The organism is Oleisolibacter albus (genome assembly GCF_003336875.1).
GTDB lineage: Bacteria > Pseudomonadota > Alphaproteobacteria > Azospirillales > Azospirillaceae > Niveispirillum > Niveispirillum album.
Genome location: NZ_QGNJ01000001.1, coordinates 208,057 through 232,880 on the forward strand (window position 1 = coordinate 208,057; position 24,824 = coordinate 232,880).

At 64.5% G+C, this 24,824-nt stretch carries 25 protein-coding genes; 16 read left to right on the forward strand and 9 right to left on the reverse strand.

What is annotated here, in order from left to right; genetic code table 11:
* The first annotated feature begins 122 nt into the window (after positions 1-122).
* From DK368_RS01030 to flgH, 9 genes are all read left to right on the forward strand, one after another.
* Positions 123-2,363 carry an LPS-assembly protein LptD gene (locus DK368_RS01030; RefSeq protein WP_114391690.1) on the forward strand — a complete coding sequence of 747 codons (2,241 nt, stop codon included), beginning with the start codon at positions 123-125 and terminating at the stop codon, positions 2,361-2,363.
* Positions 2,364-2,420: 57 nt separating this feature from the next.
* Positions 2,421-2,981 (forward strand): glutathione peroxidase, encoded by a 561-nt coding sequence (locus tag DK368_RS01035; RefSeq protein WP_114391691.1) that lies wholly within the window; start codon positions 2,421-2,423, stop codon positions 2,979-2,981.
* Between the two features lie 115 nt (positions 2,982-3,096).
* Complete coding sequence (locus tag DK368_RS01040) at positions 3,097-3,822, forward strand: hypothetical protein (protein WP_114391692.1); 726 nt, start codon at positions 3,097-3,099, stop codon at positions 3,820-3,822.
* Between the two features lie 96 nt (positions 3,823-3,918).
* Positions 3,919-5,106, forward strand: a complete 1,188-nt coding sequence (locus tag DK368_RS01045; RefSeq protein ID WP_162305811.1) for an iron-containing alcohol dehydrogenase — start codon at positions 3,919-3,921, stop codon at positions 5,104-5,106.
* A gap of 103 nt (positions 5,107-5,209) precedes the next feature.
* Entirely contained in the window at positions 5,210-5,689 is a 480-nt protein-coding gene (locus tag DK368_RS01050) for a peptidylprolyl isomerase (RefSeq protein ID WP_114391694.1), read from the forward strand.
* Positions 5,690-5,937: 248 nt separating this feature from the next.
* A complete protein-coding gene (gene flgF / locus DK368_RS01055; protein WP_114391695.1) occupies positions 5,938-6,660 on the forward strand; it encodes a flagellar basal-body rod protein FlgF in 723 nt (240 codons plus the stop codon).
* Between the two features lie 33 nt (positions 6,661-6,693).
* The gene (gene flgG / locus DK368_RS01060) at positions 6,694-7,479 is read left to right on the forward strand and encodes a flagellar basal-body rod protein FlgG (protein ID WP_114391696.1); all 786 of its coding nucleotides are present in this window, start codon (positions 6,694-6,696) and stop codon (positions 7,477-7,479) included.
* Positions 7,480-7,498: 19 nt separating this feature from the next.
* Entirely contained in the window at positions 7,499-8,479 is a 981-nt protein-coding gene (flgA, locus tag DK368_RS01065) for a flagellar basal body P-ring formation chaperone FlgA (protein WP_114391697.1), read from the forward strand.
* A gap of 11 nt (positions 8,480-8,490) precedes the next feature.
* Positions 8,491-9,255: a flagellar basal body L-ring protein FlgH gene (gene flgH, locus DK368_RS01070; protein ID WP_114391698.1), complete on the forward strand. Its 765-nt coding sequence runs from the start codon at positions 8,491-8,493 to the stop codon at positions 9,253-9,255.
* Positions 9,256-9,336: 81 nt separating this feature from the next.
* On the opposite strand, the gene dksA is transcribed toward flgH, so the two are convergent.
* Together dksA and DK368_RS01080 are read right to left on the reverse strand one after the other, a co-directional pair.
* Complete coding sequence (gene dksA / locus DK368_RS01075) at positions 9,337-9,705, reverse strand: RNA polymerase-binding protein DksA (protein ID WP_420818880.1); 369 nt, start codon at positions 9,703-9,705, stop codon at positions 9,337-9,339.
* Positions 9,706-9,897: 192 nt separating this feature from the next.
* A complete protein-coding gene (locus DK368_RS01080; RefSeq protein WP_114391700.1) occupies positions 9,898-10,311 on the reverse strand; it encodes a flagellar assembly protein FliX in 414 nt (137 codons plus the stop codon).
* Positions 10,312-10,654: 343 nt separating this feature from the next.
* On the opposite strand from DK368_RS01080, the gene DK368_RS01085 reads away from it, so the two are divergent.
* The 6 genes from DK368_RS01085 (at position 10,655) to sciP (ending at position 15,779) form a co-directional block, all read left to right on the forward strand.
* Positions 10,655-11,812 carry a flagellar basal body P-ring protein FlgI gene (locus tag DK368_RS01085; protein WP_193552235.1) on the forward strand — a complete coding sequence of 386 codons (1,158 nt, stop codon included), beginning with the start codon at positions 10,655-10,657 and terminating at the stop codon, positions 11,810-11,812.
* A complete protein-coding gene (locus DK368_RS01090; protein WP_114391701.1) occupies positions 11,812-12,135 on the forward strand; it encodes a rod-binding protein in 324 nt (107 codons plus the stop codon). Before DK368_RS01085 ends, DK368_RS01090 begins: the two co-directional genes overlap by 1 nt.
* Positions 12,135-12,581, forward strand: coding sequence for a hypothetical protein (locus DK368_RS01095; RefSeq protein ID WP_114391702.1), 447 nt, complete (start codon positions 12,135-12,137; stop codon positions 12,579-12,581). Before DK368_RS01090 ends, DK368_RS01095 begins: the two co-directional genes overlap by 1 nt.
* A gap of 169 nt (positions 12,582-12,750) precedes the next feature.
* Positions 12,751-14,676, forward strand: a complete 1,926-nt coding sequence (locus DK368_RS01100; RefSeq protein WP_162305812.1) for a flagellar hook-length control protein FliK — start codon at positions 12,751-12,753, stop codon at positions 14,674-14,676.
* A 22-nt stretch (positions 14,677-14,698) separates the two neighbouring features.
* Positions 14,699-15,397, forward strand: a complete 699-nt coding sequence (locus DK368_RS01105; protein ID WP_114391704.1) for a flagellar hook assembly protein FlgD — start codon at positions 14,699-14,701, stop codon at positions 15,395-15,397.
* A 79-nt stretch (positions 15,398-15,476) separates the two neighbouring features.
* A complete protein-coding gene (sciP, locus tag DK368_RS01110) occupies positions 15,477-15,779 on the forward strand; it encodes a CtrA inhibitor SciP (RefSeq protein WP_114391705.1) in 303 nt (100 codons plus the stop codon).
* A 30-nt stretch (positions 15,780-15,809) separates the two neighbouring features.
* Here sciP and DK368_RS01115 read toward each other — a convergent pair whose 3' ends face one another.
* The 6 genes from DK368_RS01115 to DK368_RS01140 all read right to left on the reverse strand — a co-directional run bounded on the left by DK368_RS01115 (position 15,810) and on the right by DK368_RS01140 (position 21,974).
* Positions 15,810-17,030 (reverse strand): hypothetical protein, encoded by a 1,221-nt coding sequence (locus DK368_RS01115; protein WP_114391706.1) that lies wholly within the window; start codon positions 17,028-17,030, stop codon positions 15,810-15,812.
* A gap of 74 nt (positions 17,031-17,104) precedes the next feature.
* Positions 17,105-18,571, reverse strand: a complete 1,467-nt coding sequence (der, locus tag DK368_RS01120) for a ribosome biogenesis GTPase Der (RefSeq protein ID WP_114391707.1) — start codon at positions 18,569-18,571, stop codon at positions 17,105-17,107.
* Positions 18,546-19,916: an outer membrane protein assembly factor BamB family protein gene (locus DK368_RS01125; RefSeq protein ID WP_114391708.1), complete on the reverse strand. Its 1,371-nt coding sequence runs from the start codon at positions 19,914-19,916 to the stop codon at positions 18,546-18,548. Before DK368_RS01125 ends, der begins: the two co-directional genes overlap by 26 nt.
* Positions 19,913-20,578, reverse strand: coding sequence for a tetratricopeptide repeat protein (locus tag DK368_RS01130; protein WP_114391709.1), 666 nt, complete (start codon positions 20,576-20,578; stop codon positions 19,913-19,915). The genes DK368_RS01125 and DK368_RS01130 overlap by 4 nt, the downstream gene beginning before the upstream one ends.
* Positions 20,579-20,663: 85 nt before the next feature.
* The gene (locus tag DK368_RS01135) at positions 20,664-21,218 is read right to left on the reverse strand and encodes a thioredoxin family protein (protein WP_114392068.1); all 555 of its coding nucleotides are present in this window, start codon (positions 21,216-21,218) and stop codon (positions 20,664-20,666) included.
* 93 nt (positions 21,219-21,311) lie between these two features.
* Complete coding sequence (locus DK368_RS01140; protein WP_240002278.1) at positions 21,312-21,974, reverse strand: response regulator transcription factor; 663 nt, start codon at positions 21,972-21,974, stop codon at positions 21,312-21,314.
* A gap of 524 nt (positions 21,975-22,498) precedes the next feature.
* On the opposite strand from DK368_RS01140, the gene DK368_RS01145 reads away from it, so the two are divergent.
* On the forward strand, positions 22,499-23,239 hold the full coding sequence (locus tag DK368_RS01145) for a helix-turn-helix transcriptional regulator (RefSeq protein WP_240002279.1): 741 nt from the start codon (positions 22,499-22,501) through the stop codon (positions 23,237-23,239).
* 237 nt (positions 23,240-23,476) lie between these two features.
* Here the strand turns inward: DK368_RS01145 and DK368_RS01150 are convergent, their stop codons facing one another.
* Positions 23,477-24,163 carry a LuxR C-terminal-related transcriptional regulator gene (locus DK368_RS01150; RefSeq protein ID WP_114391711.1) on the reverse strand — a complete coding sequence of 229 codons (687 nt, stop codon included), beginning with the start codon at positions 24,161-24,163 and terminating at the stop codon, positions 23,477-23,479.
* Positions 24,164-24,824 lie beyond the last annotated feature (661 nt).

Below are 24,824 nucleotides of genomic sequence, written 5' to 3' on the forward strand. Positions count from 1 at the left end.
ATCGGCACGGGCATGCAGCCGCGGTCCGCGATGGACGGACGCGGTCCGCTGAACCGGCGGCGGTTGACTTGGACCGGGCCATGGGGGAAAGGTGGTCCCATGCTTCGCAGCCCAAATCCCTGATGATGATGATCCGATCCTTCCGTGGCCTGCTGCTCGGCACGGCGCTGGCCGCCGTGCAGCTGCTTCCCCTGCAGACCATGGCCGCCGAGCGCGCCGGCAATGGCGAGCCGGTCCTGTTGAGCGCGGACAGCATCCGCTATGATGATGACCTCGGCATCGTCACCGCCTCCGGCCATGTGGAACTGGCCCAGGGGCCGCGGCTGCTGCTGGCGGACACGGTCAGCTTCTCGGAAAAGACCAATGTGGTCACGGCCAGCGGCAACGTCTCCATGATGGAGCCGTCGGGCGAGGTGATCTTCGCCAGCTATGTCGAACTGACCAACGATCTGCGCCAGGGTTTCATCGATCAGGTGCGGGTGCTGATGTCGGACAATTCCCGCATCGCCGGCCAGGAGGGCGAGCGGATCGACGGGCGTTACACCCGTGTCGAAAAGGTGGTCTATTCGCCTTGCGACCTCTGCAAGGAGGACCCGTCGCGGCCGCCGATCTGGCAGATCCGGGCGGCGCGCATGACCCACGACACCCAGGATCACGACGTCTATTACCGCGACGCCGTGCTGGAGATCGGCGGCATCCCCGTCGCCTATACCCCGTTCTTCTCGCACCCCGATCCGTCGGTGCAGCGCCGCAGCGGTTTCCTCTTTCCCGGCGGCGGTGTCAGCTCGGACCTCGGCACCTTCGCCCGGCTCTATTACTTCTTCGATATCGACCCGTCCAAGGACTTCACGCTGGAAGCCACGCCCAGCACCAAGGACGGTCTGTTGCTCGGCGGCGAGTACCGGCAGCGCTTCGCCAAGGGCAATCTCACCCTGTCGGGCAGCGCCGTCTACACCGACCGCCCGAAGAACAGCGGCGGTCAGGTCCTGACCGACAAGGAGTTCCGCGGCCACCTGTTCGGCACCGGGCGGTTCGACATCGACCAGCAATGGCGCTGGGGATTCGACCTCCAGCGCGTCAGCGACGACAGCCATCTGCGCCGCTATGACTACAGCGACAAGGACATCCTGACCTCCCGCGCCTTCGTCGAGCGCTTTGTCGCCCGCGATTACCTGGCACTGAACGCCTATTCCTTCCAGGATCTGCGCCCCGGCAACACCGAGATCGAGCCGCTGGTTCTGCCGATGCTGGCCTACAGCGCCCTGGGCGAGCCGGGGGAGACCCTGGGCGGCCGCTGGTCGGTCGATGCCAGCATGCTGGCCCTGACCCGTGACGAGGGGCGCGATACCCGCCGTGTCTCCGGCGAGGTCGGCTGGCGCCGGGACTTCATCGCCCCCATCGGGCTGGTCTCCACCCTGACGGCGGCGGCCCGCACCGATGCCTACTGGGTCAGCGACTATGCGGTCGATGGCGGCCTCAGCAGCAATCTCGGCACCAACAACCGGGACAATGTCACCCGGATGCGCTTCTTCCCCTATGCCCAGTGGACCACCAGCCTGCCCCTGTCGCGGCAGGTGGGCACGGTGCAGCAGCTGGTGGAACCCATCATCTCGCTGTCGGCGGCGCCGAACCCCAAGGACAATGACTCGATCCCCAACGAGGACAGCCAGGATATCGAGTTCGACGAGACCAACCTGTTCCTCGCCTCCCGCTATCCCGGTGTCGACCGGCTGGAAGGCGGCCAGCGCCTCACCTACGGCGTCAAGACCGGCTTCTATGGCTTCGGCGGCGGTGGCAGCTCGCTGTTCCTGGGGCAGAGCTACCGGCTGCAGAAGCAGACGGAGTTCCCGTCCGGGTCCGGCCTGGAAAGCCGGATGTCCGATGTGGTCGGCCGGCTGGAACTGACGCCCAGCCCCTGGTTCGACCTGTCCTACAGCTTCCGCCTGGACAGCGATACGCTGGCCCAGCGCCGGCATGATGTGGTCGGCATCGCCGGCCCGCCGGAATTCCGCGTCGGCGCCAGCTATGTCTATCTTGACCGCATGACGCTGGAGGGCGGAACCGCGGCCCGCAACCGGGAAGAACTGACGGTCAATGTCAGTTCGGCCTTCACCCAGTACTGGTCGGTCGGGGCCAGCCATCGGCGCGATCTGGCCGAAGGCGGCGGCCCGGTGGCCACCGGTCTTGTGCTCACCTATCAGGATGAGTGCATGACCTTCCAGCTGGTGGGCGAGCGCGACTATACCGAGCGCACCGGTCTGGCCAGCGGCGACCGTGTCTTCTTCCGTCTGGTGCTGAAGAATCTGGGCGAGTTCCTCAGCCCGGCCATCTCGGGCGATGTCTTCGGGCAGCAACAGCGCTAGCCGGCCGGGGCCGGTGCCCTATGTGACTGTTCAACGCCAGGCTGACGGGGATGGTCCATGCGAGCGCTGCTGCTGCTGCTTCTGTTGCTTCTGCCGGTGACGGCCCGGGCGGCGGAAACGGCCCATGATTTCCGCTTCGATGCCATCGAAGGCGGCGACCTCCCTCTCGTCGCCTTCAAGGGCAAGACCGTTCTGGTCGTCAACACCGCGTCGCTGTGCGGCTATACCCCGCAATATCGCGGTCTGCAGGCCCTGTCTGAGCGGTACCGTGACCGCGGCCTGGTCGTGCTGGGCGTCCCCGCCAATGATTTCGGCGGTCAGGAACCCGGCAGCGACAAGGAGATCCAGCAGTTCTGCGCCGTGAACTTCGCCATCGATTTCCCGATGACGGCCAAGGTCGCGGTGACCGGACCGGCGGCGCATCCATTCTATCGCTGGGCATCCGGACAAGCGGGGCCACCGCGCTGGAATTTCCACAAATATCTGCTGGATGGCGATGGCCACCTGATCGCCGGCTTCGACAGTGCCGTGACACCGGAGGACGGGGCGTTGCGCGCCGCCATCGAGCGCAGTCTCGACCCGGCAGCTGCCGGGCAGGCAGCCGCCAACCGTCGATAAAGGCTGAATTTCATCGGGGCGGCTTGTGTTTCCAGGGCCGGCCCGGTACGGTCTTAAGCCGTTCGGATGATGCCGGGCGCGCCATCCGTCCCGCAGCCCGATCCTGCCATCTGCCATGAGCTACGGCCTTTACGATTACAACCGCCGCTATCGGCGGCGCGTCTGGACCCGGTTGTTCAAACTGCTCCTCTGGGTGCTGCTGCTCGGCGGTGTCGCCGGGTTTTCGTACATGGTCGGGGTCGAACAGCTGAAATCGCGCCAGGGCAGCCTGGAGACGGATCTTGCCGATCTGACTGCCGCCAAGGAAAAGGCCGAGCGCCGGGTGGCGCAGCTTCAGCAGATCGCCCAGGCCCAGGAAATCCGGGCCAACGAGGCGGAGATCCGGCTGCAACGGGAATTGCCGACCGGCGAACTGGCCCGGCTGAAGGACCTGATCGCCAAACGCATGGCCGAAGGGGTTGACCCGGCGCGTCTCGCCTTCGTCATCGAGCAGACCAGTGCCGTCCGCAGTTGCAGCCCGGCCGAGGTGAAGCGATTCGTTCTGCCGACCCCGATCTACCGTGGCTCGAACACCAGTGTGGCTTTTGCCGATGGCCGGATCACCGTCTCCGGCGAAGGTGTTCCGGCCCGAAACGGCGCCGGTGCGCCGGAGGCCTGGTACGATCCCGGCAAGCCAGTGACCGTCACCTTCTCCGAGGCCGAAGGGCAGCCGGTCACGGCGACGGGCCTGCTGCCGTTGCAGCGGTCTATCGTTCTCGGGAACAAGGAGTACCGTTTCACGGTATCTCCGGGCGCCCGCTCCTTCGTCGAGGTGACGGCGACGACCTGCTCCTTTCCCTGATCCTCCGCATGCCCCGCGGCATGCCCACAAAGGGTGGACGGCGTAACCCGACGGCCGGTTCGGGTGTTCTGCTTCCACATGGCGTGGGGGTGGAGCATGGACCAGGACGTGAATGCATTGCGGGCTGAGTGGGAGCAGCCGATCCATATCCGCTTTGGCGCGGGGCGCACCGCTGAACTGCCGGCGCTGTGCCGGGCACAGGCGATGCGACGCCCACTGCTGGTGACCGATCCCGGGGTGGCCGGCCTCAGTATTCTGCGGGAGGCGGTGGCCAGCTGTGCCGGGCAGGGTATTCCGGTCGCCGTCTTCTCCGATACCCGGTCAAACCCCACCCTTGCCCATGCCGAGGCCGGCTTCGCCGCCTTCATGGCCGGTGGTCATGACGGGCTGATCGCCTTCGGTGGCGGAACTGCCATCGAGACGGCCAAAGTGATCGGCCTGCTGGCCACGGGGATCGCCGATCCCTGGTCCAGCGAATTCGGGCGGGAGCAGCAGTCCCCCGACAGCACCAGCGGTGCCCCGCCGATCATCGCCGTACCCACGACGGCGGGCAGCGGTGCCGAAGTCCGCTCCATCGCCATGATCACGGACCCGGCCGAACGGCGCCGCCGCGTCCTCGACCATCCGGCCATGCTTCCCGGCGCGGCCATCCTCGACCCGGTGCTCACCATCAACCTTCCTCCGGCCCTCACCGCCGCGACGGGCATGAATGCCCTTGCCCATAACCTTGAGGCCTTCTGTGCGCCGGGCTTCGATCCCATGGCCGAGAGCAACGCGGCCGAGGGAATCCGGCTGGTGCGGGCCAACCTGCCCACGGCCGTGCGGGAGGGGCACAATCTGTCGGCGCGCGCGCATATGCTGGCAGCGGCAATGCTGGGGGGAACCGCCTTCCGTCGCGGGCTCGGCGCCATTCAGGCCCTGACCGATCCCATTGCAGCCACGACCCGCATCCACCATGGTTTGGCGACAGCCGTGCTGACCCCCTATGTGCTGATCCATAACCGCCCGGTCATCGCCGACAGGATCGGCCGTCTGGCCGCCTATCTCGGTCTGGACCATCCGGATTTCGATTCCTTTCTGCACTGCCTCTTGAGTTTGCGCCTGGAACTCGGCATTCCCCATTCGCTGCGTGCCCTCGGCTTCGATGGCGACCGGTTGAGGGCCATGGTCGATATGGCCCTGGCCGATCCCTTCCGCGGCACCAATCCCAGGCCGCTTGAGCGTGAGGATATCGCTGGGATCTATGACCGGGCCCTGACCGGGGATGTCGGCGGACAGGGATGATGATCTGATCAGGATGTCCGGCTGTTCAACGGTAACGAGGAGGGCTAAGGTCGGCCTCTTTGCCGCCGTTGCGGCCCAACCCGACTGGCTGAGGAGCCTACCGATGGACCTGGAGAATACCCTCTACCTTGACCTGCCCGCCGGGCGCGTCGTCATCGAGCTGCGTCCCGATCTGGCGCCCAAGCACGTGGCCCGGATCAAGGAACTGGCCCGGGAGGGGTTCTATGATGGGCTTGCCTTCCATCGGGTGATCGAGGGCTTCATGGCCCAGGGCGGCGATCCGCGCGGCGACGGCACCGGCGGCTCCGGCAAGAAGCTGCCGGCCGAGTTCTCCGCCGAGCCGCATGTCCGCGGCACCTGCTCCATGGCCCGGGCCATGGACCCCAACAGCGCCGACAGCCAGTTCTTCATCTGCTTCGCCGACGCCCGCTTCCTCGACCGCCAGTATACGGTCTGGGGCAAGGTCGTGGACGGCATGGAGCATGTGGATGCCATCAAACGCGGCCAGGGTCGCAATGGCGAGGTCCGTGATCCCGACAAGATCGTGACGCTGCGGGTTGCTGCCGACGCCCAGGCGGCCTGACCGCCACGGACCTGCCGGTTCCGTTCCGCCGCCGCATTCCCTCGGAGTGCGGCGGTTTTTCTTTGTCCGGGCAGCTTTTGCCGGGTCTGGCCGAACGATCCGGCCGCCATCGCCTTTTCTGGTCCCATCTTGCCGTGCTCCGGTGGTCGGGGGACGCTGAAAGCCTTGGTTTTCCTGTATTGGCACAGCCATTGCTTTCCTTGTCGGCGAGCAAACGGCCGTTCCGCCGACAGCGTTCGAGGCAAGCGATGGAAAATTCCCTCTACATCACCCTCTCCCGCCAGGAAGCCCTGCGCCGGCAGATGGAGGTTGTGGCGAACAACATCGCCAACATGAACACGACCGGCTTCAAGGGGCAGCGCATGCTGTTCCAGGAGTTTCTGGAGCGGCCGGACAGCCAGGGCGACCGCATGAGCTTCGTCCAGGATTACGGGTTGATGCGCAACACCCAGGTCGGCCCCATCCAGGTGACCAATAACCAGCTGGATGTCGCCCTGAAAGGCGATGGCTACTTCGCCGTCGAGACGCTGTCGGGACCCCGCTATACCCGCGGCGGCAGCTTCCAGCTGAATCCGGACCGGGAATTGGTGGACCGCAACGGTCTGCCTGTCCTTGGCGATGGCAATCAGCGCATCGTCATTCCGGCCCAGGCCGTCCGCATCGATATCAAGGGCGACGGCACTGTCGAGACCGATCAGGGACAGGCCGGAAAGCTGAAGGTCGTGACCTTCGCCGACGAGCAGCGCATGACCGAGCTTGGCGGCGGGCTTTACAGCACCACCCAGGAGGAAGTCGCCGTGGAGCAGCCCCAGATCACGCAGGGCGCCTTGGAAGGCTCCAACGTGCAGTCGGTGGTGGAGATGACCCAGATGATCGACGTCGCCCGCGCCTACCAGAGTGTCCAGAAGATGATGGACTCCGAGCATGAACGTATCCGGACGGCGATCAGCAAGTTGGCTCGCGCCCAGTAAGTCCAGCAAGGCCCAACAAGGAAGGATCTGAACATGCGTAGCCTCTCCATCGGCGCCACGGGCATGCTGGCCCAGCAGCTGAACGTCGAGACCATCTCGAACAACATCGCCAACATGACCACGACCGGCTTCAAGCGGCAGCGGGCGGAGTTCCAGGACCTGCTGTACCAGAACCAGCGCCGGGTCGGCTCCACCTCCTCCGATGCCGGCACCGTGGTTCCCTCGGGCGTGCAGATCGGCGCCGGTGTCAAGACGGCCGCCGTCTATCGCATCAACGAGCAGGGCAACATCAACCCCACGGGCAATTCGCTCGATGTGGCCATCAATGGCGAGGGCTTCTTCCAGGTCCTGCTGCCCAACGGCGAAACAGCCTATACCCGCGCCGGGTCCTTCGAGCCCAATGCCGAGGGCACCATCGTCACCGCCGACGGCTATCAGGTACAGCCGGGCCTGACCATCCCGCAGAACGCCGTGGACATCACCATCAACCCCAATGGCGAAGTGCTGGTGAAGCTGGACGGTCAGACCGAACCACAGAATATCGGCCAGCTGCAACTGGCCGTCTTCCCCAACGCCGCAGGCCTGGAAGCCATTGGTGACAACCTGCTGCTGGAAACGCCGGCTTCCGGCGCTGCCGTCACCGGCAATCCCGGCCAGCCAGGCTTCGGCCGCGTGATCCAGGAAGCGCTGGAAACCTCGAACGTCAATATCGTCTCGGAGATCACCAACCTGATCACGGCCCAGCGCGCCTATGAGATGAACTCCCGCGTCATCAGCACGACCGACCAGATGATGCAGTCGGTCACGCAGCTCCGCTAAGCGGAAAGGAGCCTGTGCCATGAAGCGCTTCGCCTCCCTGATCCTCGCTTCCCTGCTGCTTGCCGGGGCCGCCCATGCCGCGGCGCTGAAGCCCGACAATGCCGTCAATGAGGACCAGCTGCGCCTGGGAGATCTGTTCACCGGACTGCCGGCGGACCAGGCGGATCGGATTGTCGGCCAAGCACCGGCACCCGGCCGCAGCCAGACGCTGGATGCCGTGGCGCTGGCCCGCATCGCCGCAGCCTTCGGGGTTGACTGGCGTCCGACCGGTGGCGGCGACCGGGTGAAGATCGAGCGGGCGAGCGTCACCATCGGGGTCGACCTGATCCAGGAAGCACTGGTGCAGGCTCTGCGGGATACAGGTGCGCCGGACGGGATAGACGTGGCGTTGGACAATCGCAGTCTGAGCCTGTCTCTGCCGGCCGGCAATGATGGCTCCGTGCGTGTGGAAAATCTTGCCTATGACGCGGTTCGTAACCGTGTCAACGCCGATCTGGTGGCGCCTGCATCCGGTCCCGAGCTGATCCGCCAGACGGTCGGCGCCCGCGCCGCGATCATGGTGGAGGTCCCGGTCCTGGCCCGGCGCCTGATGCCGGGCGATGTGATCACCGATTCCGATCTGCAATGGACGAAGCTGGCCCGGGACCGGGTCGGCTCGGATGTAGCCCAGACGGCGGAAGCCCTGGTCGGAAAGACGGCGCGCCGGGGTGTTGCCCCCAACCAGCCCGTGCATCTGCGCGACATCCGGGAGCCTGTCGTCGTGCAGAAGGGGCAGTTGGTATCGATCTTGCTTCAGACCTCGACGATGACGCTGACTGCCCAGGGGCGAGCCCTGACAGATGGCTCGTCCGGTGAGGTGGTCCGGGTGATCAACACCGCCAGCAACCGTACCATCGATGCGGTCGTTGCCGGCCCCAACCTCGTCGCTGTCCACACTGCCGGCGTTCCCGCTCCGGCTGCCCCGCTGAAGTCGGCTGCCGTCACCACGGCGCTGCGTTGAGGAGTTCCGCCATGACCTGTCGTCCCACCTCCCGCCGTCTGGCTCCGGTCCTGGCTCTGTCCGCCGCAGCCGCCCTGTTGTCCGCCTGCGGGACCGCCGACCGCTTAGCCAATGTCGGCCGGATCCCCGAACTGTCGGCGATCCAGAATCCCGCCCTGGCGCCGGGCTATCAGCCGGTCAACATGCCGATGCCGGCCGTGGACCTGGGCGAGCGTCAAGGAAACTCCCTGTGGCGGGCCGGGGCGCGCAGTTTCTTCAAGGACCAGCGGGCTGGTCGGGTTGGCGACATCCTGACTGTCACCATCCAGATCAACGACAAGGCGCAGATGCAGAACCAGACCAAGCGCAGCCGCAATGGCAGCGACAGCATGGGCATTCCCAATCTGTTCGGTCTGGAGTCGAGCGTGAACAGGGTGCTGCCGAACTCGGTCGATCCATCGAGCCTGGTCAGTGCCAGCGGCACCAGCACCACCGACGGCAACGGTGCCATCCAGCGTCAGGAGCAGATCAATCTGCAGGTGGCGGCCATCGTCACCCAGATCATGCCCAACGGAAATCTCGTGGTGCAGGGCAAGCAGGAGGTGCGGGTCAACGGCGAGGTGCGCGAGCTGCAACTGGCCGGCATCATCCGGCCGGAGGACATCACCAGCGCCAACACCATCAGCTACGAGAAGATCGCCGAAGCCCGGATCTCTTACGGTGGCCGCGGCAACATCAGCGAAGTGCAGCAGCCACGCTGGGGCCAGCAGGTGCTGGATATCATCGCCCCGTTCTGATGGCCGATACGAAGACGGCGTGGACAGGAGCACCCCGCTCCAGCCACGCCGTCCACCGGGTAGGACGCTGGTAATCAGTGCCTATTCGTCACGGTGGGTTCGCTCCATGCGCTCATGCCGTTCCTGGGCTTCCAGGCTCAGCGTGGCGATTGGCCGGGCTTCCAGCCGACGGACCCCGATGGGATCGCCGGTTTCTTCACAGAATCCGTACTCGTCATCCTCGATCCGCTGCAGCGCCGCATCGATCTTGGCGATCAGCTTGCGCTCTCGGTCGCGGGTGCGGAGTTCCAGGGCGCGATCCGTTTCCAGCGTGGCGCGATCGGAGATGTCCGGTTCCTGCAACCCGCCATCATCGTGCAGGCTTTGCAGGGTTTCGGTCGAATCACGCAGCAGCTCCGCGCGCCAGCGCAGCAGCTTCTGGCGGAAATACTCCTTCATGATGGGATTCATGAACTCTTCGTCCTCGGAGGGACGATAGTCCGGGGGAAGAAGCGGGAGGGATGACGACGACATTCTGGCGGTCCGATCCTCAAGCGCTGAACGCGCGCGAGTATATGGAGACGACCGCCGCCCCGCAACAAAGACCCGTTGCCTGCGAAACGTCTTGTAACCGGCTGATGGAAAAGGGTTTTGGCGCTGTTTTCAGAGACCCGGCGCCAACTTGGCGATTTCCACCTGGGCCCGCAGGTCGATCTCATCCAGGATTTCCTGCAGGCGCGGGTCATCCACCTCGGCCCGGCGTGCCTGGACCAAGCGGACGAGATCGTGCAGCTTTTCCCGCGGGAAGCTCCCTGTCAGCAGGCCAAGACGCAGTTCATCCAGCCGGTCCAGAATATCCTCGGCCCGCTGCCGAGCCTTCCGGCGTCCGCTCAACGCGTCGTCGACTTCCTGCAAGGCGAACAGCGGATTGATGCCGACCGTGGTCTGCGGACCGGCAAGCTTTGCCGTCCCGTCCTCGTCCCCTTCCAGGTGACGGGCGAAATCGCTGCCGCCGCCGCTGCGCTGGGCCTTGCGGACCTGGCCGGGGCGGAGTGAACCGGGACCCTCGATCTTCATGGCCTTGGCGACAACATCCCTGAAGGTGCATCGGGCCGCATGTTCCCCCTGGAGTCCTGCCCCGGGGGATCGGCGGTCCGCCGCTCCCGACCCATCCGGGAGCGTCTGCTCTACTGTTATCACCCGGCTGGACGATAAGCCTAGGGGCAAATTTTACCGCTGGCCTCCGCTGCCCCCGGGATGAAACCCTGTCGGTCCGCACCCTATCCCGCTGAGGACCCTGGAAATCCTGGAAATTTCCGACCAGACGGCGGCTGGCATGCTTCTCGCATGGACGATGGCGACGAGATCTTGCCCCGGCCATCCAAAAGGACAGGTCGGGCGGAACCGAGAGTAGCCGACGATGAACAAGCCCGTGTCCCCGTCCGCCATCCATCCCCGCCGCTGCCGGATGCTGCATCTCCTGGCAACCGGCATCCTGGCTGTCGGATTGCTGTTGCCCGGCACCGCCCTCGCCCAGTCCCGAATCAAGGATCTGGCCGATGTGGAGGGCGTCCGTGACAACATGCTGATCGGCTATGGGCTGGTGGTGGGGCTGAACGGAACAGGCGACACGATCAACAACTCGCCTTTCACCGAGCAGAGCCTGACCGGCATGCTCGAACGGTTGGGGGTCAATATCCGTGGCGAGACCCTGCGCACCCGCAATGTCGCCGCCGTCATGGTTACCGCCACCCTGCCCCCCTTCGGCACCCAGGGCACCCGGGTCGATGTCAGTGTCGCCACGCTGGGCGATGCCAAGAACCTGCAGGGTGGCATCCTGCTGGTGACCCCGCTGATGGGCGCGGATGGTGAAGTCTATGCCGTGGCCCAGGGGCCCGTTGCCGTTTCCGGCTTCTCGGCCCAGGGGCAAGCGGCCAGCGTGACCCGCGGCGTTCCCACCGCCGGCCGGATTGCCGGTGGTGCCATCATCGAACGCGAAGTGACCTTCAGCCTGGCAGATATGCCCACCGTCCGTCTGGCCCTGCGCAATCCCGATTTCACCACGGCCGTGCGCGTGTCCGAAGCCATCAACAAGGTGTTCGGCCCGCGCGCCTCGAAGGCGACCGATCCGGCCTCCATCGTCATCGATGTGCCTCCGGCCCGTCGCGCCGAACTGATCTCCTTCATCCGGGACGTAGAGCAGCTGCGCGTCACCCCGGACCAGCCGGCCCGTGTGGTCATCGACGAGGCGTCGGGTGTCATCGTCATGGGCGAGAATGTGCGGATCAGCACGGTCGCCATCGCCCAGGGCAACCTGACCATCCGTATCACCGAGACACCGCAGGTGAGCCAGCCCAACGCGCTGAGCCAGGGTGGCCAGACCGCTGTCGTCCCGCGTACCGACATCCAGGTGGATACGCAGGCCGGCAACAAGCTCGCCGTCATGCAGTCCGGTGTCTCGTTGCAGGAACTGGTGCGGAACCTCAATGCCCTGGGTGTCGGCCCGCGCGACATGATCTCGATCCTGCAGTCGATCAAGGCCGCTGGCGCGCTCCAGGCTGAAATCGAGGTGATGTGATGGCCGACCTCTCCGTTCCCGGCTTCGACAGCCAGGCCCTTGCCGCCACCCGTCAGCCGCTTCCCTCCTTCAAGTCCGGCCACACCGATCCGGCCGCCCTCGACCGCAGCGCCAAGGAATTCGAATCCGTCTTCCTGTCGCAGATGATGAGCCAGATGTGGTCCGGGGTGGAAGTCGACGAGACCTTCGGCGGCGGCCATGCCGAGGAGGTCTGGCGGGGCATGATGGTCGAGGAATACGGAAAAATGATCGCCAGGAATGGCGGCGTCGGCATCGCCGACCAGATGAAAAGCCAGCTTCTCGCCTTGCAGGAGGTGCAGTGATGAGCCAGACCCAGGCCCGTGTCGAAGCACTGATCGCCGCCATGGCCCGCCTGCGTGACGTGTTCCGCCAGGAGAATGCGTTGCTCCGCATCCAGGATCGCGCCAGCCTGCCGGCCCTGGTGGAGCACAAGGCCGTCCTGGTCAGGAGCTATGACGAAGCGGCCCGTGCCGTGAAGGTCGACCTGCGGAATCTGCCGACCATCGATCCCGCCGTGCGGCAGGCGCTGACGGATGAGGAGAAGGAATTCTCGACGGCAGCCCGGGAGAACGCCCTGCTGATCAAGGCGGTGGCGCAGGTGGCTCAGACCAAGGTCGAGGCCCTGGTCGGCGCCATCAACCGCAGCAAGGCGGAAGATGCCACCTATACCCACCGCCGCGGCCTGGTGATGCCGTCGTCCTATGGCCGCTCCAGCGTCCCCTCCGCCACCCTGAACCAGACACTCTGATTCCCGGTGCCCGGCAGTTTCTTCCCGGATGACCAGGCAGAGCTTACCGCCTGGACGGGGAAAGGCCCGGCGCACAGCCATCCGGCGTCTGGCACGGCATTTGCTTTATACTTGGATGGGAACGCCGCCAGCCGGTAGCCCGCCGTTCAACCAGTGCAGGACCATCGCCATGGACACGCTTGCGAGCATCGGCATCACGCCGTCCGTGCCCGGACAGGGCCCTGCCGCCCCGCAGATCACGGCGGCGACCGGCAACGGCATGAACGCCCTGTTCACCTCGCTGCTTTCCGGCCTGCTGACCAGTGCCGGTGGAACACCGGCTGCGGCTCCGGGGACGGCAGGTGCGACCACGGCGATGCCGGGTGGCGATTCCCTGCCGTCGATGCCTGAGGGGTTGTCCAGCGAAGATCTGGCCAAGTTGCTGACGCAGATCCAGGGGGCTGAACCGGCTGGTGCCGACGCCGGTACATCCGGCGTGGCGAAGCCCGGGATCGAGATGCAGGCAGCCCAGCCTCAGGGCACTGCCGTTTCCGATTCGAGCCGTGCGTCTGCTCCTGCCGGTTTTCCGATCTCCGGCGGTCAGGCCGATGGGATGGTTCCGGTCGCCCAGCCGCCGGCACTGCCGGGGTCGGTGCCGCGCCCGCCGAAGATGACGGCGTCCCCGGTTCCGGCCACGGCCCCCATGGTTGCGCCCGCGGCCAGTACCCAACCGGCCGTCCAGGATGGGACGGAGCCGCCGTCCCCTGTCACGGTGGTGGAGCCGTCGACGACCATGGCGCCGCAGGCCGGACCTACCGGGGAAGAGACCTCGGTGGCGAAGACCGATAAGGAACGTGCCCCAGAGACCGACATCCTCCCCTTCCCGGGTGCCATCCCCCAGCCGCCGCCGGCCCCGCCGGCCTCGACCATCGCCATACCGGCAACCACGGCGTCCTCGCCGACGGATGGCGCCGATGGCGTGGGCGACGCTGGCGCTGTTGACGGGGCTGTTCCCGCACCACCGGCCGTCGGCGGCGACAGGGTCATGGCGAACAATGGTGACAACGCCGATCCCGTCTTGTCCCAGGCCCCCCTTCCCGCTGACGGCGGCACGACAGCGGAGGCCGCCATGGCCGCTCCAGTCGCCCAGACGACGACGGTTCCTCCCGACGGGAGCGCATTGCGTGCCATGTTGGCGTCGACCAAGGGGGCCGGATTGCCGGCTGATCCCAAAATGAAGCCTGCGCCGGAAACGGCGGACACGGGTGCGCCGGCGGAAACCGCCGAACCCGAGACTGCTGCGACTGCGCAAGCGCTCACCGACGCTGATCGTGACGGCCCCACCGGGCCGCAGCGACGGCGCAGCGACAGTCGCGGCCCCCTCCCCATCGCCGGGGCCGAACAGACCATGTCTGGTCCGACCCTCACAACCGCGCCGGGAGCGGCAAAGGACCCCGTCGCCGTGCCTCCCGCCGCCGGCGTCAACACGATGCTGTCGTCCGCCGTTGCCGCATCGGCCAGCGCTGGCGGCGGCAATGCGGATACGACGGCCGGGGATCATGGCCAGACCGCGGCAGCGCCGACCGAGAACACCGCTTCACTGGCTGCTGCGGCCCATGACCCGGCCAAGCAGACCACGTCGGACTTCGCGCAGCATCTCACGGCGACCCGCCAGGCTTCCCGGCCTGGAGCTACACCTCCGCCCTTGACCCAGATGGCGGTGCATGTGCAGCGGGCGGTGCAGGATGGGACGGATCGTCTGTCGATCCAACTCCGCCCCGCCGATCTCGGTCGCGTCGATGTCCGCCTCGAATTCGGCAAGGAAGGCCAATTGCGGGCCCAGGTCATGGCCGACAACCCCTATACGCTCGACCTGCTGCAGAAAGATGCCAAGGCGCTGGAGCGCGCATTGCAGGATGTCGGCCTGACCACAGACAGCAGCAGCCTCAGCTTTTCCCTGCGTGATGATGGACAACCGGCCCAACAGAACCGCCAGGAGTCCGGTGGCAAGGATTTCGCGCTCAAGGTTGCCGCCGATGTCCGCCCCGATGAGATGACCATTTCGGCTTCGTCGTTCCCCGTACTCGGCCCCGGCCGCGTCGACGTCCGCATCTGACCGCCAGCTGAAAGCCACGACCATGACCGTGACAGCCGCGAACACCACCCCTCCTGCCGGCACCAGCACCGGTACGACCTCCGGCACGACGAAGACCGGTGTCAATTCCACCGGCAGCCCGATGGCGGACCTGACCAAGAACTACGACATGTTCTTGACGCTGCTGACGGCTCAGTTGAAGAATCAAGATCCCCTTCAGCCCCAGGAAACCTCGGAGTTCACCAACCAGCTGGTCCAGTTCAGCCAGGTTGAACAGCAGATCTCCAGTAACAAGAAACTGGACGACATCAACTCGGCCATCAACAACGGCCGCCCCGGTCAGGCCATCAGCTATATCGGCCGGACCGTCGAAGTGGTGACACAAGGCGTCGCCCTGCAGGAGGGGCGGGCGGATATGTCCGTCAATCTGGCAACGGATGCGGAGTCGGCGACGATGACCATTACCAATCCGGCAACCGGCAAGGTGGTTCGGACCATTCCGCTGAAGACAAAATCCGGCATCCAGGACGTGCCCTGGGACGGCAAGAACGACAAGGGGGAACAGCTGGCCGACGGCACCTACAAGGCGGAGGTCATCGCCAAGGACAAGGATGGCAAGGCCGTAAGCTGGAGCATGAAGTCCACCGGAAAGGTCACCGGGGTCGATCTGACGGACAGCACCCCCTATCTGATGATCGGCAGCCTGCCGGCGCAGATGGATCAGGTGATCGCCGTCCGCTGACACCCGTTCACCGATTTTTAAGTCCGGGCGCTTTATCCGATGGGGTAATCCTTTTGTTGGTCGCACAGGACCTTACCCCATGTCCCAGAGCAAGACGGGTCACCGGAACAGACCCGCTGTCGAGAACGGTGAACTGGTCGCACCGGTGTCCCTGCAGGATCTGCCTCCCCCCGATACGGCCCGCTGGGTCACCCGACGCAAGGCGGAGGTCGTTGCCGGTGTCTGGACCGGCCTTCTCAGCCTGGATGAAGCCTGCCGCCGCTATAATCTGTCCGCCGAAGAATTCCACTCCTGGGAACGCCTGATCGAACGTCACGGTGTCAGCGGACTCCGTGTCACCCGATTACAGCACTATCGCCGCGAACCGGAGCCGGTGGCCTGATCGGATGCGATTGGACCGGAAGGGACGCTGTCAGGCCTGACCACTGCGCAGGTTGTCGGCCACATGGTGCAGGCCCTGGGCACGGAGGACGGACTGCCGCTGCTTCAAGCGGCGGGCATCGACAGCCCGAAGCATGGCTTCACCACCCAGAACCTGCCCGTCGGCGTTCCTCACCACGGTTTCCAACTCATCAAGCAGCCTTGGATCGGCCGTCGGGTTGCGGGCATCCAATGGACGATCACCCGCCAGTTCACGCATCAGACGGCCGGTCAGGGCCGTGCGACACTCCGGGAATTGCCCGGCCTGGATAAGGCGACCGACCCGTTTCAAGGCGCCCTCCCGCAGGGCAGCGATGTCCGCCTCCCGCCCCTGGATCACGCCGGCCATCCGGATCAGGCACTGCCCCAGACTGGCCTGCGCACCGAAAAGATCCTGGACCACTTCGGCGAACCCGAGGCAGTCGGCAACAAGTCCGTCGATCAGGGCCAGAAGGCGGGCATCATCGACACCATCAACCAGCGGCACCAGCACATCGACCTTGCCGGCCAGGCTGCGTATCTCGAACAGCCATACAGTCAGCAACGATGTCAGGACATAATCGCCGCGTTCGCCTGCCAGACCAGTCACCGTAGCGGCGAACCCCGGCAGGTCATGCCCCTGGAAGGATGGATATCGGCCCCGTTCCGAAGCGAAATCCCTGGCCCGGCGGCTGGCTTCCTCCAGCAGGGCATCAATGGTCTGGACCCGCTCCTTCTTGGATTGACCGGCTGCTTCGGCCTGGATGCCGGCAACGCGATGGACCGCCGCCATAAGCAGACCGCCCTTGTCCTGGAGCTTGCGGATATGGCTCCAATTGTGCAGAAGCTCCGTGGCGCTGATGCCGGTGCGCTGCAGATAATCCCGCATCACCTGCCCCACCGTCCGGCGACCGGCAGTGGCCAGGAGGTCGTCGAGCGAACGACAGAGCACGACCTCTCCCGATGGGGTGCTGATGCTCAGCGGCCGCTCCGCCGCCACCTTGACTTCCTGCTCATAGATGACGGTTTCCGATCCGGCCCCGTTCGACAGGGTGCGGAGACGAACGACCCGGACGGCCTTGCTGCGCCCGGTGGCCAGGATATGCTTGGCTTCATGGATAGCGCCATCCTCGTCGTCGCAGATGGCATCCAACTGCCAGCGGCCATCCTGCTGCAGGAAGACCTCGTAACTGACCTTGCGGTTCCAAAAGCCAAGCCCGAAGAACAAAGCCATACCTCCCCGTTCGGGATCATCCTAACGGAGAGGCGTGACCCGCGATACGGTACGAATACCGGAACCCTGGGACCTTATGCGTCAGTATAGGGATTCTTGCCCGTCTTCCGCAGCATCATGCGGATTGGAACGCCGGGCAGATCGAATGCCTCCCGCAGACCATTGACGAGATAGCGGGTATAGCTTTCCGGCATCTCTACGGGCTTGCTGACGAACATGGCGAAAGTCGGCGGACGGCTCTTCACCTGGGTCATATAGCGGATCTTCAGGCGACGGCCGTCAACCAGGGGAGGCGGATGCGTCTCCAGCATGCCCTGAAGCCACTTGTTCAACTGTGCCGTCGGGATACGACGGTTCCACAGGCCATAGGTGGAAACCACCACATCGAGCAACTCATCCAGCCGCTGCTGCCGCAGGGCGGAGATGGTGATTGTGGCGATCCCCTTCGCCTGGGCTACCGAGGTCTGCAGCCGGTCGTTGAGCTGCTGAAGGGCCGCCTGCTTGTCCTCCACCGCGTCCCATTTGTTCACGGCGATGACCAGGGCACGCCCCTCGTCAAGTACCAGACGGGCGATGGTCAGGTCCTGCTTGTCCAGGATCGCATCGGCATCGAGCACCAGCACGACCACATGGGCCATGCGGATCACACGCAAGGTGTCGGCGACCGCCAGCTTTTCCAGCTTGGCCTCGATGCGCGCCCGCTTGCGCAGGCCCGCAGTATCGACCAGACGGATCGGACGTCCCTTCCAGGTCCATTCGACGGCGATGGCATCACGGGTCATGCCGGCTTCCGGCCCGGTGAGGACCCGCTCCTCGCCGATAAGGCTGTTCAGCAGAGTCGACTTGCCCACATTGGGGCGGCCGACAATGGCCATCTGCAGCGCCTTGGGCTCCGGCTCCGCCGGCATGTCCGCCCCGGTGGCAGCGGCCTGCTCGGCCGAGAGCATGTCGGCGGACGCGGACTCGGCTTCCTCTGCCTCGGGCTCTTCGTCCTTCGGCAGGAACGGCAGCAGCGCCTCAACCAGATCGGCCAGCCCTTCGCCATGCTCGGCCGACAGGGCAACGGGTTCTCCCAATCCCAGTTCGAAGGCTTCCACGAGGCCCGGACGCCCTGCGGCGCCTTCACATTTGTTGGCAACCAGGATGATCGGCGTGCCGCCGCGGCGCAGCCAGGAGGCGAAATGCCGGTCCAGTGCGGTCACGCCGGCTCGGGCGTCGATCAGGAACAGCGTCACGTCCGCACGGGCGATGGCCTGCTCCGTCTGGCGGCGCATGCGCGCCTCCAGGCTGGAGTCGAAGGCCTCTTCCAGACCCGCCGTATCCACGACGGTCATCTCGATTCCGCCGACTCGCGCTTCCCCGGCCCGCCAGTCGCGGGTAACGCCGGGCGTGTCGTCGACAAGGGCCAGCTTCTTGCCGACCAGCCGGTTGAACAAGGTTGATTTGCCGACATTGGGCCGCCCGATAATGGCAACCGTCAACCGGCGTTCCGCCGAAGCCACAGCGGGTCTCCCGTCAGCGATAGGCGACCAGTTCGCCATCTGTGGTCAAAATGTACAGGGTATTATTGGCGACAACAGGCGGAACCGTCACCGGGTCCGGCAATTCCCGCTTGCGGATCACAGCTCCGTCGGCGGGGGACATTTCCACCATCTCGCCGGTGCTGCTCACCAGGATCAGGCGGCCGCCGGCCACCAGCGGGCCGGACCAGATGATCGGGTCCTTCCGGTCCTCCGGGTCCTCATACTGGGCCAGCTGGCTCATCCAGCGCACGCGCCCGCTATTGCGGGTCAGGGCTACGACCTGGGAGTCGCTGGTGGTGACGAAGACCCAATCGCCCACGACCGCCGGCGTGGTCAGGCCGCCCACATCCTGTTCCCAGACGCGCTGGCCCGTCCGCAGGTCGATGGCGGCCATGCGACCGCTGTAGCTGACTGCGAAGACCTGCCCGCGATCAATGACCGGCAGCCCACGGATGTCCGACAGGCTGGACAGCGTCGCCCCGCGGCGCAGCGTCGACAGGCTGTCCTGCCAATTCTGCCGGCCGTTCTCCACCCGCAGCGCATAGACTTCGCCGGAGGAGTACGGCACCACCACCGTGTCTCCTTCCACTGCCACGCTGGAGCCGCCGAGCAAGGCCGCCGACTCCACCAGACCGGTGTGGAACCATTGCAGCACACGGCTGTCGGCCGCCAGGGTGATCAACTGGTTGTCGCTGGCGACAACGAAGACGCGGCCGCCGGCCACCACGGGGGCCGAGCGGATGGGGCCGGCGATCTTCTGACGCCAGATCACATCGCCATTGTCGGGGTTGACCGCCAGCGCCTCGCCGAAGCCGGTGGTGACATAGAGGCGTCCTTCGCCGAAGGTCACGCCGCCGCCCAGGGCTTCGCCTTCCTGGCCTTCGCGGCGCATGTTGCGCACCCAGACCGACCGACCGGTCCTTTCGTCGAGGGCATGCAGGTCGTAATCCGTATCCAGGACGTAGACGCGGCCGCCAGCAATGATCGGTCCGCTCAGCAGGCGCGTCCCCGTCCCATTGCCCTCGATCGAGACGCTCCAGGCCTCGCGCAACGTGTCCGGCAAGGCCAGATGACCGATGGCATGGGTCGGCGTGCGGCCCGGCTGCGACCAGTCGGCATTGGCCTCTGCCGGCGGGAGGTCCACCTGCAACGCGCTGACCTGGGCATCGACCTCCAACTGCCGATCCAGCTGCAGCACGGAGATGCGGTTGCCGCCAAGCTTCGGACCATCATCATCGCCACTGAACCAGTCGCCAATGCCGCAACCGGAGAGGAGGAGGCAGGCCAGAAGCCCGGCAGCGGCGCGCTTGGACACCGGGAAGGTCGGGCGGGAACTGGAGAGTTGGTTGACCATGCTGCTCATTTCGACGGCTGGTAGAGGGCGGCGAGTTCGGACGCGCGGCTGCGGGTTCCCGGCGGCGTCTCGGGATCATCGGCCAATTGGCGGAAAAGATCATGGGCGCGGGCTGTATCGCCCTGGCGCGCGGCAACAAGTCCCGACAATTCCCGCGCCGACCAACGCCAGGCATTGTCGGGCGCGGTCAGAGGCAACAGTTGGGCCTGGAGCTGTCCAGGATCGGCGCTGTCCAGGCGATGCGTGACCGACAGAAGCGCGGCCAGATCGCGGAACTGCCGATCTGCCGTCGCATCGGCGGCAATCCGGTCATAAACCGATACAGCCGCCTCGATCTTGCCGTCGCGGACCAACAGGGCAGCCTGCTGCAGTTGGGCCAATGTCGCATGGCTTCCAGTCAACTGCTTGGTCGCCGCATCAAGATTGGCAATGGCTGCCGCCGCATCGGGCGCTTTGCCTTCGGCAGGGCGCAAGGGCTGCATCGCCTGCACCAGGGCCGAGGTCCGCTCTTCCATCCGCGCCTTGTGCCAGCGCTCCCAGACCACATAGCCGGCCACGCCCACCACCAGCAGGACAGCACCGGCGACGATCAGAGACCCGTAGCGCTTCCAGATCTGGGTCAGCTGATCCCGGCGCAGATCTTCATCGACTTCGCGGAAAATATCGGACATGCATCACCCCCGGCGGACGCGCCGGTCAGAATTGTCAAAGGCCGCGGATAGCAGACCCCCACCTCCGGGTCAAGGCACGGTAGGATTACACCCCCTCGCGCCATTTGATCGAGCAGCCCATACTGGCGATCTGATCGACAGGGCCGCGCCCCGTGCGCGCCACCTTCAGCATGGCATTGAGCAACTCCGGCTCGGCATCCGGCACAGGCTGCACGCGCGATGCGTCCAGGCGGCCACGGTACTGAAGCTCGAGGTCGGCATTGAACCCGAAGAAGTCCGGCGTGCAGACCGCGCCATAGGTACGGGCCACAGCCTGATCCGCATCGATGACATAGGGGAAGCCGAAGCGGTGCTCGGCGGCGAAGCGTGCCATATTCTCGAACGAGTCGTCGGGATAACGCTCGGTATCGTTCGACATGATGGCGATACTGCCGATCCCCGCCTGTGCCAGTTGGCCGGTTGTCTGCACGAGACGGTCGATCACCGCCTTCACATAGGGGCAGTGATTGCAGATGAACATCACCAGCAGACCCGCCGGTCCGCGGACATCCTCCAGCCCGTACTGCCGCCCATCGGTACCGGTCAGGCGGAAATCCCTGGCTTTCCAGCCGAAATCGCAGAGAGGCGTCTGAGCCGCCATTTCATCCTCCCGGACCAGATATCCCATCGTCCTTTGACGGCGGATCTTGGCACGGTCATGACGCAGCGGCCAGAACCTCGAACGGGCGGTGGATTACCCCTGGGCCTTGCCATGCTTCGGCAGGTCCAGCCACTCCGCAGCAATGGTCGCCTGGGTCCGGTTGCGTACCCCCAGCGCCTTGAATATGGCCGTGATGTGGATCTTGACGGTGCCGACCGTCAGGTCCAGGGCCTCGGCGATCTCCGTGTTGTTGTAGCCATCGCGGATCATGCTGAGGATTTCCCGCTGCCGCGGCGTCAGCTGCTGTGCCCCATCCTCGCGGAAGAAGCCTGCCGGCACCGGCCCGGCCGTGGTCATCAGCGGTTCCCCGCCGGCCCGCATGCCGATCACAGGCGGCAGATAGATCCCCCCTCCGGCAAGGATTTCCAGCGCCGACGGCAATTCCTCCGTCAACTCGGATTTGCGCACGAAGGCCCGGGCCCCCTCGCTGAAGGCCGCCCGCATCCGTTCGGTATCGTTGCCGCCAACGACAATCACCGCCAGATGTGGATCCAGACGGAGCAACTTTTGGATGTCCCCACGCCCCAAAGCCGCAGCGGATGCCACCATAACGGGAATATTTCCCTTTATTTTCGTTGTCTGAATATCGCCTGCTGCAGCGATATCCGTAACAGCCTCCACTTCGGCCAGGGATGAAAGGATCTGGCGGATACGGGTCCGGACCGACGGATCATGGTCGAGAATGTAAAGGTGCATATGGCTCATTTCCTGCGGAAGCCCGTCCGTTCCGGCCCGGACGGGATAAGACCGTTGCCGGTCCGATATAGAACCCATGTCACCTTTCATACAATTTTATGCAAGAGAAAACTCTACATTCTTGCGGATAGGTGAAGGCTGAGGTGGCCGCTTTGGTTGGTAAAAGCGCTCGCCGACACCTGCACGTTCTACGATAGCGCCCAAGCCGCTGCCAGCGGACGAGACAGGCCTTTACGCAGAAGAGGGGATGATATCCCCCATTCGGCCCAGAAAAACCTACGGGCTATCACGACATAAAGCAGATTAACCATTTGCCTGCCTTGAGTATCATGTCTGCCATGTATTCAATACACAGGCACTGGAAATCGTTCAAAGCAGTTGCGGAAACAAAATTAGTCATAATTTCAAAGCAACTGCCAACCCGGACGTATTACGCACTGCGTTTGACTTCTCTTGGGTCACGGAAGCAACGGAAACACACAATTGTTCACGCTTGGCGAACATCTTCATCGAAGAGCGACGACATGGATGCCCACAATAGCCGCCCCATGGAGCCTGCCCAAAAGCCGCCCCGCCGGGCCAAGGTGAACACGATGCATGTTTGTTTGGTCCCCGGAGACGAACTCGTCGCCAGCCAGCTTCTTGCTTCCCTGGATCGGGAGGGGCGGCATCGGGTCACTGTCTGCCAGGACATCACGGAACTGAGCCAGGCCACGTCCACGCCTGACGTCATCCTGATCGATGTCCAACAATTCGCCGCCCTGCGCGAGAATGAACCCATGGTCTATCTGCGCCTGTCCCGGCGCAGTCGTATCATCGTGATCCTCAGCAGCCGCGAACTGCTGGATGCCGCCCACATTCTGGCCTTTGCCGATGCCTGGGTCTTCGAGGACATCAATCTCAGCCGCGCCAACGAACTGATCGAACTGGGCGTGGAGGGGCACTGCATCCTGCCTAAGCAATTCCTCTCGCGCCTGGGCGTGGATGAGATCCGTCTGACCTTGCTGCCACGGCTGACCGACATCGAGTTCCGCTGCCTCCAACTGCTGGGGCAAGGTTTGAACAACCGGACCATCGCCGAACGCCTCGGTCTTTCCGAAGCCGTCATCAAGTCGATGGTCCGCAGCGTTCTGGCCAAGCTGCATTTCCGCAACAGGACGGAAGCCGGCGTCTTCGCCGCACGGCAGCAGAATGCGCTTCCGGCCGCTCGGCAGAGCGAAACCGGCCGCTCGGCGGATCCTGGGACTGAAGTCCGCTCCGCCTGAAGCAAGGCGGCGATCCTCTGACAGCGTCACCTGCTGTTGGCTGACCAGCATGAGCCTACCCAAGGCAGGAAACACCAATCGGCCAAGGCTCCGCCCCGGCCGATTGGCAAGTACAGCCTGTCTGGACTTGTGCCCGCCACGCCCCCCTTGCCCATCAGCAACAGGATGCGCCCGTGGGACAGGCGGGGTTGGAGACGCGGGTGGGCCGATCAACGCCACCCGTGTGTTCCGATCCTCTTAGCCGGCCGCCGCTACAGGCACCCCCGTACCGGAGAACTCTCCGCCGATGCCATTGTTCAGCGCCCAGATGGCCGCCTGCGTGCGGTTGGAGGCGTTGATCTTACGCAGCAGGCTCTTCAGGTGGACCTTGACCGTGGCCTCGGTGATGTTCAGGTGGTTGGCGATCATCTTGTTGCTGTCGCCGTTCAGCAGACAGCGGAGGATCTGAATCTCCCGCTGCGACAATCCCTTACGCGACACTGGCATCTCAAGGCCATTGCCGTTGACGCGCCCGCTGATCAGCAAGGCCGCGAGATGCGTCGGAAAAACCTTTTCCCCCATCATCACCAGCCGCAAGGACTGGGTCAGCGCATCCGACGACAGATCCTTCATCAGGTACCCATCGGCTCCGGCTTCGAGCGCGTTGGACAAGCGACGTGTACACAGATCAGTCGTCAGGACCACCATGCGGGAATTGGGCAGCACATGGCGAAGACGCCGCATGGCTTCCGCTTCCTCTTCCCCCCCATTGACCAGATCGAGCAGGACAAGGTCAGGTTTCAGCCCCTGCTCCGCAATCTGCACACCTTCACGAACATTCCCGGCTTCGGCAATGATCTGAAAAGGCGATTCATCGAGCAGGCGTTTCAGACCTTCACGGAAGAGCTTATTCGCGTCGATGAGGAATGCCGTAACGTTCTCCATGCTCTTGCTCCCGCGCTAGATTTGGTAATTTGTTGATCCAATAGTCTTCTGTTTAAGACCGCCAGGGTGCGTTCCCCCTGCCTCCCGGCGCGACGTTCTAATCCGTCGTTCTCTTTCGGGTGAAAAATACCGCGTGGTTATCTGGATTAATATCTCTCGAAGGCATTAAACTCAGAACGCTTTCGATATATATCGGATTTCATGCCTCGAATTTTCTGTTTTAATTACTCTTCAAAGTAAAAGTGATAATCAAGTCCGTGATGAACTGTGAATTATTGGATTTTTGGCAGGAAGCCGGCTACGCATGGGGCGCCCGCTCGCCAATTCGGAGCGTCGCCAGGCGGCTCAAGGCCACATAAGACCTAATTCTTTCAATTAATTTTCTAAAGACGGAATTAAAAATAGTCGATAACACGCAATAAAAATATCGCACAGTGGTGTTTTAATCGGCTGCGCGGCGCGAAAGCATCCTTGGATATGCGGTCGGCTCCGAACGCGGTCTATGCCGTCTGTCTGGCCTATAACCAGCAATCTTCTACTTTAGGGGGAATGCCAAGGAAGAGTTCGGGGCAGGTTCGATCCGGAGCCCTGTCCTCTGCAATAACCGCCATCAGGATGGCCGGCAGACCGTGGGGCCATGCGTCATCGTCGTCTTCAGGAC